Raw genomic sequence first — 16,139 nt, 5'->3', positions numbered from 1 at the left:
CCGTGGAGGGTCGGTCGGACGGGAGAGTCCGGGGCGGGTCGGGGTCAGGTGCGTTCTTCGAGGCCGTTGTCGGGGTGGAGGTACAGGCGCCTGTCACCGAGGACGGCCTCACCGGTCGCGCCGTGGCCAACCGGATGGACCAGGAGCACCAGGTCGTGGAGGTGGAAGTTCTGCTCCCACCCCTTCGGGCCCCGGTTGGCCTCCGCCAGGGGCGGCTGCGTGTTCCGGTCGGCCCGCAGGGGGATGGTGCGGGAGATGACCGCGCGCAGGTCGTCCCCGGACATCCGGCCCTCGTGGTCGGTGGCAGGAAGGCGTCGGGTCAGGGCCTCGTCCAGCCACAGCTCGCCGTGCGCGTCGCGGTAGCAGCACAGGACCCGCACCGAGTCCGCACCGAACCGTGTGGCCAGGAAGTGCTCGCCGATCTCGAAGTCGGCCTTGGTGAGCGGTGACAGGTCTCCGTAGACCTCCCTGCTGGTGGGGATGACCGCGTTGCGCCCGTGAGTGCGCAGGGCCAACTCCTCACCCATCCGCTTGATGTCCGCGGTGACGTCCTCGATCAGGGTCGGGTCGTCGTAGAGGTCGTCCACCAGGGACTGGATGTCCTCAGGGATCCTCACGTGCGCACCGGCCCTGCGGGCCAGCAGGGTGTGGGTGCGCATCAGCAGAGACGGGGTGTAGACGTACTGCCAGGAACGGGGGACATGCCCCCTGCTCTGCTGCTCCTGCGGGACCAGCACCGCCATCCGCGGCTCCCTCGCCCAGGCGGGGCGTGCGACGACTCCCAGGTGCTCGTGCCGCCAGCAGCGGCCCGCGCGTTGCAGCAGCAGGCCGACGGGGGCCAGATCGGTGACGAGCAGGTCCAGGTCGAGGTCCAGGGACTGTTCGATGACCTGGGTGGCCACGATGACGGCCCGCGTGGGACGGTCGCCGTCCCCGGCACCCTCCTTGCCCAACCTCCGGGTGAGTTCTGCGGTGATGCGGGTCCTCTGGTCCTGGGGGAAGCGCGCGTGCAGCAGGAACAGCTCCGGAGGGTCCTCCAGTGCGTCGAACCACGCGGCCAGCAGGTTCCGGGTCTGCTGGGCCTCGGCGACGGTGGTGCAGATGACGGCGGCGCACCCGCTCTCGGTGACCAGGGGTGAGAGCAGGTCGCGCAGGGCTTGCTCCCGGTCGGGGCGCTTGTCCCTGAGGGGGATGGGAACCAGGTCGATCTTCAGCGGGGCCCGCTCCGTGGTGGCGAACGGTTCGGGGTTGGAGGTGACCTCGCCGCTGCCGGGGTGCACGTGCAGCCATCCGGGGTAGCCGATCTTCTCCACGAACGGCGGCGCGGACCGCTTCACCTTGCCCTTGGAGCCGGTGACGTAGGCCTTCACCAAGGAGTTCGCCACCGAGTGGTGCAGGGTGGCGGACAACAGTACGACCGGGGCGCGGTAGACGCCGAGCCAGTGCAGGAGGCGTTCCAGGAGGATCTGCATGTACGGGTCCACCGCGTGAACCTCGTCCACGACCACGACTTTCCCGGCCAGGCCGAACATGCGCACGGCGTTGTGCCGCGAGGGCAGCGCGGCCATGAGGGCCTGGTCGATGGTGCCGGTCGACCAGGAGGCGAGCAGACCCCGTTTGGCCTTCATGAGCCAGCTCGTGGGGGCGAGGTCGTCGCCGCGGGCCAGCTCCCTGTCCGTGGGCGCGTACTCGGGGTTCAGCCAGGCCATGGAGTGGAGCAGCGTCAGGGGGGACCCGACCTCGGAGCGGTGCTCCGCGTACTTCTTCAGCCGACCGTACATCTGGTCCGCGGTGGCCATGGTCGGCAGGGCGAGAAAGCGTCCGTCGTGCCCAGTCGCGTTGCCCAACAGGTCCGCGGCGTGCAGGGCGGCCTCGGTCTTGCCCTCGCCGGGGGGTGCGGTGACCAGCACCAGACCGCCCTCCGCGCACAGGCCGGGGAGGTGGCGGGCGAGCGAGTCCTGGAGGCCGTTGGGGGTGAATCCGGGGAAGGACTCGGCGAACGAGGCGGGGGCGGTGGTGAGGCGGCGCAGCCCGGCCTCCTGCACCAGGTCGATGATCCTGGAGGTGGAGGCCCGGAAGTGCGCCAGGAGGGCCGGGCGGCCGCCGTCGGAGGGAGGGGTCCTGAGCCGGTCGAGCAGGAAGTGCTCCTGGCTGACCAGCCAGTCGGCGAGGATGACCAGTCCGCAGACCAGGGGGGCGACCGCGGTCTCGAACCGGGCGGGCGGCTCCGGGGAGCCGGCCGCCTCGTGGACGAGCCGGGTCGAACGTTCGCGCTGTTCCTGCCAGGGGCCGTTCTGGAACCGCGGCGTCGTGTACTCGTCGAGGGGCTCCGGGTAGACCCCGTGGTGGCCTCCGAGGAGTTGGGCCACCAGGTGCGCGGTGTACCCGTCCTCGTCGTTGTAGCCGAGGGAGCCGAGCGCGGTGACGAGCCACTGGTGGGTGACGAAGGAGTGGCCGGCCCGGTCCCCGGGATGCGGGTCGCCGGGATAGGCCGACAAGTCGAGGGCGACCTGCTCCTGGAACTCGCGGATGAGCTTGCCGATGTCGTGGCACCCGGCCCAGAAGGCGACCAGCGCGCGGGCGCCGTGTTCGTCCGCATCCAGGCCCGCGGCGATCCGGCGCTTCAGTCCGCTGGGGAGCACGACGTCCCACAGGACGAGGGCGGCGGCGGTGGCGTCGAGGGCATGGAGGACGTACGGGTACCGATGGCCGCGGAGGTGGCGTTCTTTGGCCCAGAGGCCGAGATCGATATGGGCCGGGCCATCGGCGGGATCGGGGAGATCCGGGGGATCGACTGTCATCCTGGTGTGCTCCAGCGTTCATGAGAGCATGCTGTGAGGTGAAGCTAGCGCTGGGGCGGGACATTCTGCAGGGTTTTGTGAGGGGTGGCCGAGGTCGGCCATTTCTTAACTGGCCAGTAGGTCTCGCGGAGATAACGCCCCGCGTTGTCGCAGGTCGTTAAGCGTGAGCCCCACGCACGTGGGGATGGACCGCCACCGAGAAGGGCCTCGACGCCCCCATCAAGTGAGCCCCACGCACGTGGGGATGGACCGCACCTGCCCCTCTCCCAGTTGGACACGGACGCGTGAGCCCCACGCACGTGGGGATGGACCGGCCCAGATCGGCAGCCTGGAGTCCACGGCCATGTGAGCCCCACGCACGTGGGGATGGACCGCCCCGCGCGAGCTCCCCCGCTCCCTGGCCTCCGTGAGCCCCACGTGGGGGTGGACCGGCAGGGAGAGCGTCTACCACCGTTCCTGAACGGTGATCGGAAGTGACCCCCGGGGGGCACGCCGGCACCGCACCCATCCGAACGGTTCTGGACGGGCTGGGTCGCCGCGTTCCTGCCGCGAGTGGCGCCAACGGATCCCGTCCGTGGTCCGGGGCTCGCGGGGGCGGTTTCCCTCACGCCCGTGACCCCCCGGTGCGGACCGGGCGGTCCGATGCCCCACACCGTCACTCCGGTGGTGCGGGGCCGGTGCGGTGTCTCAGCCGCGGGCGAGGGCGCGCAGCTCCTCCAGGCTCGCGGCACGGGACTCGGGGGCGTCGGCGTCCACACGTCCCCCCTGGGGGTCGTCGACCCTCCCGGCGCAGGACCGGAGCGCCTCCAGGGCGGTCAGCCCCTCGCCGCGCAGGCGCACGTGCTCCATCGTCCACCAGCCGCGGGCGACGTTGCCCGCCGTGTCGGGAGGCAGGAGGGGCTGGAAGTCGCTGGCCTCCTCGGTCTCGGAGGCCCACAGGTACCCGATGAGGCCGCCGTCCCGGTGCACGGGGAGGTACACCACGGGGCCCGCGGTCGTCGGGGCGTAGGAGCGGCCGACCAGTACAGGGGCCAGCGCCTCGTCGCTCCACCGGTCGAACGCCCCCTGCCCCGCGCCCGGCGCACGGGCCGGACCCCCGGCGCCGTCGGCCCCGCTGGACGGATCGGGCTCCGCCCCGCCCCGGTCCGTTCGGTACCCGTCCTCGGGTGAGCGCCCACCGTCCATGCCGTCCCCACTTCCTCTCGTCTCCAGCTGTCACTGCGGTACCGGGTGTCCTGCCCGGATCAGGGGGGAGGGATCCCGTCCAGGCGGTCGGCGTGCTCGGGCACGCTCCCCGGCGGGACCGCCCCGGCACGGTCGTCCTGAGGGGCCCCGGTCCAGCGTGCCAGCGCGCCGAGGGCGTCCAGCCCCTGGGCCCGGGCCAGGATCAGGCGGCGCACCCAGGCGCCCTTGGCGTTCAGCCCCGCCGGACCGGGCACGGGCAGGAACCCCGCGGCGGCCCCGTCCCGCGAAGCCCAGAGGCGGCCCAGCGCACTCCCGTCCTCCCGCAGCACCGGTACGTGCAGCACCGGCCCGTCGGTGTCGGCGGCGAACCGGGGCTCGGCGCCCGCGAACTCGGGGCGGAACTCGTCCCGCGCGGCCTGCTCCTCGTCGGTCATCCCTCCTCCTTCGTCACGGTCGCGGGGTGAACGGGAGCACGGTGACCCGCAGGACCCACTGCCCGGTGTCGGGGTCCTGGAGCGCGTCGTCGATCCTGAAGCGCGTTCCGCGCGGCAGGAGCAGCTCCCTTTCCGACCGGTGCACGCTGCCATCGCCGATCCACAGGGCGGGGTGCCCCGCGGGCACGGCCAGGTGGAACTGGTAGGCGGCGGTCCGGTTCACGGTCTCGACCCCCAGCGACCCCGAGAGGAACCCCCGTTCGAGGAACTCCGTGCCGATCAGGTCCGTGGGGTCGTGGAAGGGCCTCCCCGGCGGGGCCATGAAGCCCACGCTGAACACCGAGCGCCGGACCTCGACCGTTTCCGGGACCGGATCCATCGCCCGGTCGAGCCGCTCCATCCCCTCGCGCAGGAGGTCCCAGGTCTTCTCTGCGTTCTCCCGGGTCGGGGTGTGCCCGTCGAACCACTTCTCGACCCACGCGCCGAAGAACCGGTGCTCGCTGAGTCGCAGGACCTCGGTCTCGGGGCTGGCGTGCCGGGAGAAGTCGTTGTAGAACTGCGCGTTCTTCGTGTAGGCCCGGGCGGAGTCCTGCTGCTCCGGGGTCAGGGACGCGAACCGGTCGCCGAGGACGAGCTTCCCGTATCCCGCGCCGTCGCCGTCGGTGGCGAACCGGCGCACGCCGTCGGGGTCGACGCGTCCGGGGCGGTCGTCGGGCAGGTCCGGCCCGGCGGCCTGTGTCCCGGTCTCCAGGGGAGCGGCGGAGTCCTCCGCGGTGGTCTCCGGGTGGGCCGCGGCGGCCGTGGTATCGGCGCCGACGGCGGAGTCCAGCCCCAGGAGCGCGGTCAGAAAGGCTTCGGTGCCACTGTTGAATCCCACTTCTTCGGGGCCGGTCACGGTGGTGTTCGTCTCGGTTCGCACGGTGAGCACCGTGACGTCCGTGACGTCCGTGGCGTCCTCGCCCCGCTGCTCCGGTGACTGAACGGTCTCCGGCTGCGGCGGAACCACCACCTCGGCTTCGATGTAGAAGCCCGGCAGCTGGAACGATCCGCCCCATCCCGCGCGGGTGATCCGGTAGGTGGCGCCCCGGGCGAGGACGACCTCGCGCTCCTCCGGGTAGTCGCTCCTCTCACCGATCCACAGGCCGCGGCTGCCCGCGGGCACGGTCAGGTGGATGACGTGCCCGGATTCGGCCTGGTGGTGCCCGGCCAGCTTGTTGCCCAGGGACATGGACATGAAACCGGGCTCGGTCTGGACGGTGCCCACCAGGGAGTAGGGGTCCAGGTCCCGGAACCCGTCGAGGAACGAGACCTCGGAGAGGCCGCGGACCATCTCGACCGTGTCGGGTAGCGGGCGGTCGACGGCTCGGTCGAGGCGCTCCAGGAACGCGGCCACATCGGCCGCGGTGGGGAACGCGCCCCCGTTGGACCGTGCCACGACACCGGCTGCACCCGCGTGCCGGTGCCAGCCCGCCAGTTCCGTCTCCGGGTTCGGCGCGTCGAGGATGTACCTGACGAAGCCCGCGGCGTGTTCGGGCACCCGGTCCTGCGCCAGGAGTTCCCGAAGGCGCTCGACGGTGGGCCAGGACAGGTCGTTCAGCTCGTACAGGCTCCAGCCGCGGGCCGACATCGGGTCCGTGGTGGTCTGGAGGCGGGTCGAATCCAGCACCTCGTCCAGGGCGTCCTGGATCTGCTCGGCCGAGAGGTTCTCGCGGACGATCTCGTTGAGCCACCCGTCCGCCGTGTACCCGAGCACGTCGTCGCGCTGCCGGTCGGGGAGGGTGTCGAAGGCGTGCGGGTTGTTCGCCGGATCGTGGAGCCAGCGGCCGTAGGCTTCGGTCTCCTCCAGTGAGCGGAACCGCCGCACGCCCCGGTCGTCGACGTACCCCCTGCCGTCGTCGGGGAGTCCGGTGTCGGTGGCGGAGGTGTCCGGGGTGGCCGTGTGTCCCGTCTCCTCGCCGGGGGCGGCCGTGTCCTGCCCGGTCCCCCCGACGGTCGCGGGAGGGGTTTCCTCCACGGCCGGCGGTCGGGTTCCGGAGGCGGTGCCGGTCTGTTCCGGTAGGACGGCCTCGGCGGACAGCAGCAGGCCGTGAGCGGTCCTCTCCGCGCCGGTGACGCGATAGGACGTCTCCCGGGGCAGGACGATCTCGTGGTTCGACGGCCGCGGGCCCTCCGTGCCCAGCCAGAGCCCGTGCGCGCCCTCGGGCAGCGTCAGCCGGACGGTCACCGCGGGGTGCCCCAGGCCCACCGGTTCCGGGTTCACGGAGACCGTGGTGTACCCCGGGCTGCTCTGGACGGTGCCCACCAGGCCGGAGGGGTTCCTCTCGTCGTACCCCTCCGGGAACCGGAGGTCGCGGGTGTGGTTCAGGACCCACGTCGTCTCGACCGCCTCCGGGAGCGGGCGCCCCACCGCTTCGTCGTAGGTTTCGAGCAGTTCCCGCACACCTGCGGAGGAGGGGTAGGTCCCCCCGTTGGCCGCGGCCAGCGCTCCGGCCATACCGCTCCTGCGGTACAGACCGGCCAGCCGTTCCTCGGGACGCGCCAGCGTGAGGATCGTCCGCAGGAAGTGCGTTCTCGGGGCCCCCTCCTCGGCGGCGTCCGCGATCTCCCGCAGCCGCTCAAGGGTGGGCCAGGTGAGCCCGTTGGCCTCGTAGACCTCCCAGCCGCTGCTGCCGTGGGGATCCACGACCGAGGGCCGCTCGGTACGGCTCATCGAGCGCAACCGGTCGAGTTGCGTCCGCACGTCGTCCGGGGGCACCAGTGCCAGGTCCGCGAGCCACGGGGTGTCCGAGAACGCCGCGGCGACGCGGCGCGTCTCCTCGGGCAGGGTGTCCAGCGTCGGCATGCCGCGCTCCGCGCGCGCGGCCCTGTGGGCGTACCAGTCGGCCTCCGCGGGCGTCCGGAACCGCCGGACACCGGACGCGTCCACCCGTCCGTCCGAGAGCGGGTCCGCGAAGGCCTCCGGTCGCAGGACCACCTCCGCGGAGAGCACGGTCACGATCCCGCTCGTGTTCATGTCGAACGTTTCCCGGACACCGGTGATCCGGTAGGTGGAACCGCGGGCGAGGGTGAGTTCGCGCTGTTCGGGGTCGTGGCTGCGGGAGCCGATCCAGAGGCCGTGCGCCTCCTGGGGGACGTTGAGCCGCAGGAGGTAGCGGAAGGGGGCGGCGTCGGTCTTGAAGGCCTGGTCGCCCAGGGTGGTGGACATGTACCCGGGCTCGGTGTGGACCGTTCCTTCGAGGTCGTCGGCGTCGTACCTGCCGGCCGCGCGCAGCAGGTGGTCGACGGAGTGCATGCCCCGGGAGACGACCAGGCCTTCGGGCAGGGGGCGGCCGGTGGCGTCGTCGAGGAGGCGGAAGAGTTCCAGGACGCGGTCCACGTCGGGATAGGTCCCGCCGTTGTGGCGGGCGATGACCCCGGCGTACCCGGCGTTGTGGAACCAGTAGCGCAGCTCCGCGGCGGGGTCGCGGGCGGTGAGGACGTAGTCGATGAGTCCGGCGGTGCGAGGGGGGAGGCCGTCCGGGTTCGCCCGGATCTCGCGCAGCCGGTCGAGGGTGGGCCAGGTGAGTCCGTTGGCCTCGTACAGGTCCCAGCCGTGGGCGGTCACCATGGTCGCCGCCTGCCCGGCCTCCTGTTGGGCCCCGGCCCGTATCAGTTCCAACTGGCGCGCCACACCGGTCGGGGACATGGGCCGGATCCGTGCCATCCGGGTGATCCAGGCGGACCTGGTGTAGGCGTCGACCATCTGGCGCTGGTCGGGGGTGAGGGTGTCGAAGGCGTGGGGGTTGTTGGCCGGGTCCTGGAGCCACTGGTCGTAGGCGTCGAGTTCCTCCAGGGCGCGGAATCGCCGGTATCCGTCGTCGCCGACGTGCCCGCGGCCGTCGCCCGCCGGAAGGCGCGACTCCTCGTCGATGACCGTGGAGGCGTCCGAGTCGCCGTCCCCGGCCTCCGCTGACGGCTCTCGCGGCGACATGTCCGCGTGGACCGGCTCGGCGTCGATCTCCATTCCGTCGTCGGTGATCCGGACGTCGGTGACGCGGTAGCCGAAGTCCCGGGGCAGGACCAGCGCGTACGGGTCGCCCGTCGCGCCCCGGCCACCGATCCACAGGCCCCGGGCGTCTTCGGGGAGGACCATGCGGACGACCGCTACGGTGTCGCGCGGTGCGGTGGTGAAGGGCGAGTCGCCCAGGGAGACGGTGGTGTACCCCCGCTCGCGCTGGTCCCTGCCCACGATGGCGGACGGGTCGTCCCAGTCGTATCCGTCGAGTCCGGGCAGGTCCCGTCCGACATCCAGCACGACGGACACCGCGATCGGGCCGGGCAGGGGCCGGTCCACGGCCGTGTCCATGTCCCGGATGAGCTCCAGGGCCCTGTCCCCGGTGGGGTAGACACCGCCGTTGGCCCGGGCGACTTCCCCCGCGTCGTCCGCGTTCTCGTACCAGTGGTCCAGCCGCAGCCGCGGATCGGAGGAACCGAAGATGTCCGCCGCGACCGCCTCGAACGCCGGGGAGCGGCCTCCCTCGGCGTACAGTTCGCGCACCCGGCTGAGCGAGGGCCACGACAGGCCGTTCGCCTCGTAGAGCACCCACCCGTTGGGGGTGTCGGGGTCGGCGGCGTTCTCCAGGCTGATTCTGCTCCAGAAGTCGAGCCTGCCCTGGATGGCCGCCGGGTCGGAGGTTCCGAGCCGGGCGAGATTGCTGAGCCACGGGAACGCGGTGTGCGCGCTGATGAGGGCGCGCAGCTCCGGCGGGAGAGCGCCGTAGGTGTGCGGTTCACCGTCTCGGTCCTCCAACCGCTCCGCGTAGGCGTCCAACTCCTCCCGGGTGCGGAACCCGCGGACCTCTCCGCCGCTCGTTTCGGGGGTCGCGGCCGCGATGTCGCCGTCGTCCGCCCGGTCGAGCGGGGCCCGGTCGGTGTGCGAGGCCGTCGGCGCTTCGTCGTCGGAGTCGTAGCGTTCCAGGAGGGGCCGGTCGTCGTCGGAGTCGTAGCGTTCCAGGAGGGGCCGGTCGTCGTCGGAGTCGTAGCGCTCCAGAAGGGGCCGCTCGTCGTCGGAGTCGTAGCGCTCCAGAAGGGGCCGCTCGTCGTACGCGTCGTCTCCGGCGCTCTCGTGCCCGGAGTCCTCCAGTCCCAGGAGCGCGGCCAGTCCGGCCTCCGCGTCCGCGCCGAGTCCGGGTTCGTCGGGGCCCGTGACGGTGGCGTCCGTGTCGGTCTCCGCGGTGAACACGTGCAGGTCAGTGGACCCCTCGACCCGTGTCGGGGCCGGTTCGGCGACCGGCCGCTCCGGCACGATCACCTCGGCCTCGATGTACAGACCCTCCAGCCCGCGGGAGCCTCCCCAGCCCGCCCGGGTGATCCGGTAGGTCGTACCCGGGGGGAGGATCAGCTCGCGCTCCTCGGGGTGCCTGCTCTCCGAACCGATCCACATGCCCCGGGAGCCGCGGGGGAGGACCAGGTGTATCGCGTGCGCGTAATTGGACGTGACTCCCGCGAGCTCGTTCCCCAGCGACGTGGACATGAACCCGCGCTCGGTGTGGACGGTGCCCACGAGGGAGTAGGGATCCTTGCCGTCGAAGCCCTCGAGGTGGTCCAGTTCCTCCAGCCCGCGGATCACCTCGACCCCCTCGGGCAGGGGTCTGTCGATGGCCTCCGTCAGGGTCCGGAGGTGTTCGAGCGCGCGTTCCGGGGTCGGGAACGCGTCGCCGCTCGACCTGGCGACCTCCCCGGCCTCACCGGCGCGCGCGTGCCAGCTGTCGAGTTCCTCCTGCGGGTCCCGCGCGTCGAGGATGTACCTGACGAAGCCCTCGGCCCTCTCCGGAACGCGCCCCTGCGCCAGGAGTTCCCGCAGCCGGTCCAGGGTCGGCCACTCGAGGCCGTTCATCTCGTACAGTTCCCAGCCGCGCGAGCCCATGGGGTTGGTCTCGAACGAAGCGACGGTGTCCTGGCGCATCAGGTCCAGCACGATCGCCACCTGGTCCGCGCTCATGGAATCGCGGGCCACGGTGTTGAGCCAGCCGTCGATGGTGTAGCCCGTGATCCTTGCCCGATGCTCAGGACCCAGGCCCGTGAAGGCGTGCGGGTTGTTGGCCGGGTCGTGGAGCCACTGGTCGTGGGCGTCGAGTTCCTCCTCCGTGCGGAACCTCCGGATCCCGTTCCCGTCGACGTGGCCCCGTCCGTCGCCGGGTCCCTGCCCGGTGTGGACCGTGTCCGGTCCTGTGGCGGCGTCGTTCGTCCCGTCGGGCGCGACCCCAGCGGCGGGCGGCGCACTCACCACCTCGGGTGCGGCGGTGTCGTCCGTCGGCGCGGCGGTGTCGTCCGTCGGCGCGTGCACCCGCGCGGTGATCACGGGACGGCCTTCGGACGTGTCCACGGAGTCGATCCGGAACCCGGTCCCCGGCGGGAGGACGATCTCCTGCTTCTGGGGGCGGGGACCCGCACCGCCCAGCCAGAGGCCGTGCGCCCCCGGCGGCAGGACGAGACGGACGACCGCGGCAGCCCCCTCGCCCGGGCCGACCGGCCGCGGGTTGAGCGCGACCGCGGTGTACCCCCGGGTGGCCTGCTCGGTCCCGGCCAGCGCGGAGGGGTCGCGCGGGTCGAATCCGCGCAACTGCTCCCGCGCCGCCGCTTGGTCCAGGTACCAGGTGCTCTCGACCGCGTCGGGCAGCGGACGGCGGACGGCGCTCTCATAGGAGGCCAGCATGTCCAGCAGCCTCTCGGGCGAGGGGTAGGTGCCCCCGTTCGCGCGGGCCAGGACCCCGGCGGCCCCGGCTGCGTTGTACAGCCCGCCCAGCCTGCGGGCCGCCTCCTGGGGGCCGTGCCTGAGGAGGTCGGTGATGAATCGCGCCCGCGCGGGGTTGCGCACCCGCTCCGCGGGCAGGAGCTGGAGCAGCCGGTCGGGGGTGGGCCAGGTGAGGCCGTTCGCCTCGTACAGCTCCCACCCGAGGACCTGCTGCCGCTCCGTGGGGGTGGAGGCCGGGGTGACACGGCTCGCCGCGCGTAGGGAGTCCAGCAGTTCCCGGGCGCCGTCCGGGTCCGTCCGGGTGAGGTCGACCCCGGACGCGAGCGCGCTGAGGGCGCGGGCGAGGTCGTGCCGTGCCCGGGGGAGCGCGTTGACGGCGTGCGGGTTGTGCGCCGGGTCGTGGAGGCGGTGGCCGTACCAGTGGGCCTCCTCCGCGTTCCAGAATCTGCGGACGCCGTCCTCACCCGTGCTCCCCTCCGAGAAGAGGTCGGGCACCGCTCGTGGCAGGGGGACCACGGTCGCGGTGACCACGGTCTGCGGGCCGCCGGATTCGGGGTCGACCCTGTCCTGGACACCGGTGATGCGGTACGTGGTGCCGCGGCCGAGGGTGAGCTCCATCTGCTCCGGGTCGTGGCTGCGTGTACCGATCCAGAGGCCGCGGCTCCCCTGGGGCACGTCCAGGCGCAGCAGGAAGGGGAATCCGTCCGAGTCCGTCTTGAACGGGGAGTCGCCCAGGGTGGTGGACATGTAGCCGGGCTCGGTATGGACGGTGCCCACCAGCCCGCGGGGGTCCGGGCCCCCGGTCGTGCGCAGGAGGTGGTCGATCGACTGCATGCCGCGGGACACGGCCATGCCCTCGGGCAGCGGGCGGTCGACCGCGCCGTCCAGGAGGCGGAACAGCCGCCTGGTCTCGGCGGCGTCGGGGTAGACGCCCCCGTTGAGTCGGGCGATGACCCCCGCGTATCCGGCGTTGTGGAACCAGTGTTCGAGTTCGGCACGGGGGTCGGGGGCGTCGAGGACGTTCCGGATGAGCCCCCGGGTCCGCGGGGGCATCGGCTGCGGGGAGGCCGCGATCTGGCGCAGCCGTTCCACGGACGGCCAGGACAGCCCGTTGGCCTCGTACAGGTCCCAGCCGTGGGCCGTCTGCGCCGTGTCGGGGTCGGCCGCCTCGGACCGGGACTGCGAGCGCCACTCCATCAGCTGCCGCGAGACGGTCTGGGGCAGGAAGGGCCGGATGCGGGCGACACGGGTGATCCAGGCCGACCTGGTGTAGGCGTCGACCATCCCGCGCTGGTCGGGGGTGAGGGTGTCGAAGGCGTGGGGGTTGTTCGCCGGGTCCTGGAGCCACCGGTCCTGCCCTTCGGCCTCCTCGGGCGAGTCGAAGCGGCGGATGCCGTCCTCGTCGAGGGTGCCCCTGCCATAGGTGTCCGCGTCCGAGGCGTCCGATTCCGAGCCGGCGTCGGTCTCGTCGTCTCCGTGGCCCGCGTCGTCGTGGACCGCGGCGGGCTCCGCCGGGGGCGCGGCCACCGGTCGCGGTTCCGCGGGCAGGGCCACGGCGGTGATCTCCACGATCCCGTCCGACTCCGTGACGTCGGTGACGCGGTAGCCGGTGCCGCGGGGGAGGAGGAGCGTGTACGGGTCGGAGGTGTCCGCCCTGTCGCCGATCCACAGGCCGCGCCCGCCCTCGGGTACGGTCAGGCGGACCAGGGCCGTACCGTCGTCTCCGGTTGCCGGTGAGCGGTCCAGGGAGGTGCGCAGGTACCCCGCCTCCCGCTGCTCGGTGCCCACCAGCGAGGAGGGGTCGCCCTCGACGTACCCGCCGAGCCCGGCGAGGCCCTCGTCCCCGCTCAGCGTGAAGGTCACCTCCACGGGGCCGGGCAGCGGGCGGTCGGTCGCGGCGTCCAGGGTGCGCAGGGTGTCCAGGACCCCGTCGGCCGTCGGGTAGGCGCCGCCGGCGGCCTTGGCCAGGGCTCCGGCATCGTCCGCGTTGTCGTACCAGTGGCGCAGCCGTCGGCCGGGGTCCGGCGCCTTGAAGATGTCATCGATGAGCCAGTTGATGATGCGGGTGTTCCCGCCGTCGGAGTGGAACTCCCGGATCTCGGCGAGCGTCGGCCACTGCCTCCCGTTCCTCTCGTAGAGGGGCCAGCCGTTGAGGTCGTCGCCGCTGGCGTTGTCGTCCGCGTCGTACGTCAGGTCCTCCAGCCTCTTCTGTACGGAGGCGGTGTCCAGCGAGGGGGTCCAGGTGAGGGACGAGAGCCAGCCTGTGGCCGCCTGCGCGACGACGGCCTCGCGCTGGTCCCGGGGCAGCGCGTCGAAGGTGTGCGGGTTGGTGCCCGGGTCGTCGAGCTCCGCGGCGCGGGCGGTCGGGTCCTCCAGCCCGAGGAGGCCGGCCATCCCGTCTTCCCGATCGCGCGTCCACCCGGGCTCGGCGGGGGGCCCGTCAACCTCGGCCGGGTCCTGGTCCGTCGTCTCCATCAGGAACACGGTCATCTCGTCGTCCGTGTTCGGCTCGGACACCGATCGTGCTGAAACCGGCTGCGGGGACGGTCCGCCCCCCGGGCCGGAGGACTCCTCCCCGGTCACCGGTCCGCTCCGGTCGGGCGGGGACTGCTCGTTGAGGGCGCTGTGGAACGTGTCCAGGATCGAGGCGGCCGCGGGGCGCTCCCCCGGCTCCGGCTCCGGCTCCGCCCGGTCGCTCAGGGGCGCGACGCTCTCGGGACGGTGCGGCGGCGCCGGCGGTGCGTCGGGCGTATCCGGGAACGAGTCCCGGGCCTCTCCGGCGTCGGACTCTCCGCGGGTCGCGACGCTCTCCGCGGCCTCGGCGGACGGCTGGTCCGCGGATCCGAGCGCCTCCGCCGGGGCCGACGCCTCCCCGGACCGCCTTCCAGAGGCCGATACGTCTCCGTCGCCGTCCACCAGCGCCGTGTTGACGGTCTTCACCGCGTCCGGTGCGCCGTAGGGGGAGGACCCCCGGTCCGCGGGGTCCTGCATCGCGTAGCGGACGTAGTCCGTCGTGAGCCGCCCGCCGGGCAGCCAGAGCCGCGCGCGGACCGGGTCGTGGCGGTCCCGGAGCTGGCGGCCGATGCCGCGGGCCAGGGCCTCGGCGTCCCGGACGCGTTCGGGAGAGGCGGACTCGCCGCTCAGCGGGACGCGTCTGTCGGAGGGGTCGGAGACGACGTACACCAGTGCCTGGGCCAGCGCGCGCGCCTCGCGGATGGAGTGGTTCTCCGGGGCCGGGCCGTCGACCGGTCGCAGCAGCCTCCAGAACTCGGCTCCCAGCGTCCGCGCCCTGGGGATGTCCTTGTCCGCGAGGGCCCGGGTGAGTTCGGGCAGGCGGTCCAGGACCGACGCGGCGCGGGCGTCGGCCCTCGGGTCGATCCCGGGAGCCGTGGGGTCGGTGCGCGTCTCTCCGGGGGTGTCGGAGCCGCTGTCCGCCGCGCGCTCGGGTCCGGCGGTGGGCGGTGCCGGAGGCGCGTCCGTGTCCGTGCTCCGCGTGGGGACCGGCGTGCCCTCGGCGGCGGGCGAGGCGTTCCGCTCCGGACCGGCCTCCCCGTCGGGGGCGTCCCGGTGCACGGACCCGGCGCCTTCGTCCTCGCGTTCGCCGGCCTCGCCGTTCTCACGACGGGATCCGTCGCCCTCCTCCTCGCCTGAGCGGCCCTTGCCGCCCTCAGACCCCTCCCTGTTCGTGTCGGAACGCTGACCATCGCCGGAGCCGTCGTTATCTCCCTCGTCCGGCTGTCTGTCGTCGCCGGACCGGCCCTTGGCGTCGTCCTCGGAGCGGTCGTCGTTCTGGGAGACGTCCTCGTCGCGCCCGGGAGCGGTGTGCCCGGTGTCCTCGGTGCCCTGAGGCGGTCCGCTCTCGGCCCTGGGACCGCTGCCCTGTTGGTCGCCGCCGCTCTCGGCCACGGGCGGCGGGGACGGCGCGCTCTCCGTCCTAGGTCCGGTGCCGTGTCGGTCGTCGCCGGTTTCGGCGACGGGCTGCGTGGACGGCTGGACGTCCTCCGACGCGGTCCGCTGCTCGGGTGCGGTTGCGGTGTCCGGCTGGGACGTGCTCTCGGCGGTGCGCGCACCGCCGTCGCTGCGCTGTGGGGAGGAATCCGGCGCGCGGTTGTCATTGGTGCGCTGGGGAGCGCGTCCGCCGCTGTCGGGGGCCGGGTTCTGCGGTGCGTTTGCGGGTGGCGGGTTGGTGTGGCCGGCGGGGGGTGCCACGGCGATGGGCGCGGGGTCGTGCTGTTGCTCTGGTGCGGGGGCGGTGCGGTCGGTCGGGTTCGTGTCGCCGTTGTTGCCTGTGTTGGGTGTGGTCTGGTCGGTGCCGGGGGGCACGTCCGTCATCGGGTTGTCGGGGACGATGGCGTTGAGGAAGTTGACGGCGAGGGGGCCGTCGTTCATCCCTGGCAGGTAGGGGTCGTTGTCGAGGCCGAGGGGTTTGGTGTCCGCTGCCTCGAAGGGGTCCTTGCCGGTGTCGGGGGTGCGGGTGTCTTCGTCGTCGTGGACGCGGACAGTGTCGTCGGGGGTCCGGTCGCGGTCGTCGGGGTCGCCGAAGTCGGAGTCGGTGTCGCTTCCGGCGTTGCTGTCGGTGTCGCTGACCAGGTCGGGGACGTCATCGACGTCGGAGGAGCCGTCGCGGTCGTTCGCGGACGCCCCGTCGCCCTGCCCGGAGGGGGCGGGAGTGGCGTCGTGGTCGCCGGTGCTGTCCGTGGCGGTGGCCGGAGGGACCTCGCGGTCGGGTCGCCCGGTGTCCTCCCGGTCGCGGTCGTCGGTGCTGTCCGTGGCGGTGGCCGGGGGGGCGTCGGGTCGCCGGGTGTCCTCGCGGTCGGGGCCGCCGTCGCGGTCGCGTCCGGCACCGGGGCCCTCCCGGCCCTCCCGGTCTTCCTGGTTGTCTCCGCCCCTGTCCTCCCGGTTGTCCCGGTCGGATCCGTTCTCGGAGGGGGGCCGCCCGTTCCCGGGGTCCTGGTCCCCGCCTCCCCACGGGTTGGTGTGGGGGAG

At 73.0% G+C, this 16,139-nt stretch carries 4 protein-coding genes; all 4 read right to left on the bottom strand.

What is annotated here, in order from left to right; all coding sequences use genetic code 11:
• Positions 1-44 precede the first annotated feature (44 nt).
• Entirely contained in the window at positions 45-2,801 is a 2,757-nt protein-coding gene (gene cas3 / locus Q8791_RS08875) for a CRISPR-associated helicase Cas3' (protein ID WP_330091134.1), read from the bottom strand.
• A gap of 687 nt (positions 2,802-3,488) precedes the next feature.
• Positions 3,489-3,986, bottom strand: a complete 498-nt coding sequence (locus tag Q8791_RS08870; protein WP_330091133.1) for a hypothetical protein — start codon at positions 3,984-3,986, stop codon at positions 3,489-3,491.
• Positions 3,987-4,045: 59 nt separating this feature from the next.
• Positions 4,046-4,420: a hypothetical protein gene (locus Q8791_RS08865; protein ID WP_267949402.1), complete on the bottom strand. Its 375-nt coding sequence runs from the start codon at positions 4,418-4,420 to the stop codon at positions 4,046-4,048.
• 13 nt (positions 4,421-4,433) lie between these two features.
• Positions 4,434-16,139 (bottom strand): ADP-ribosyltransferase (locus tag Q8791_RS08860; protein ID WP_330091132.1); only part of this gene is annotated, 11,706 nt, incomplete at its 5' end.

Origin of the sequence: Nocardiopsis codii (assembly GCF_036327455.1) — a bacterium.
GTDB classification, from domain to species: Bacteria; Actinomycetota; Actinomycetes; order Streptosporangiales; family Streptosporangiaceae; genus Nocardiopsis; species Nocardiopsis codii.
This window is presented reverse-complemented; position numbering and strand designations above follow the sequence as displayed.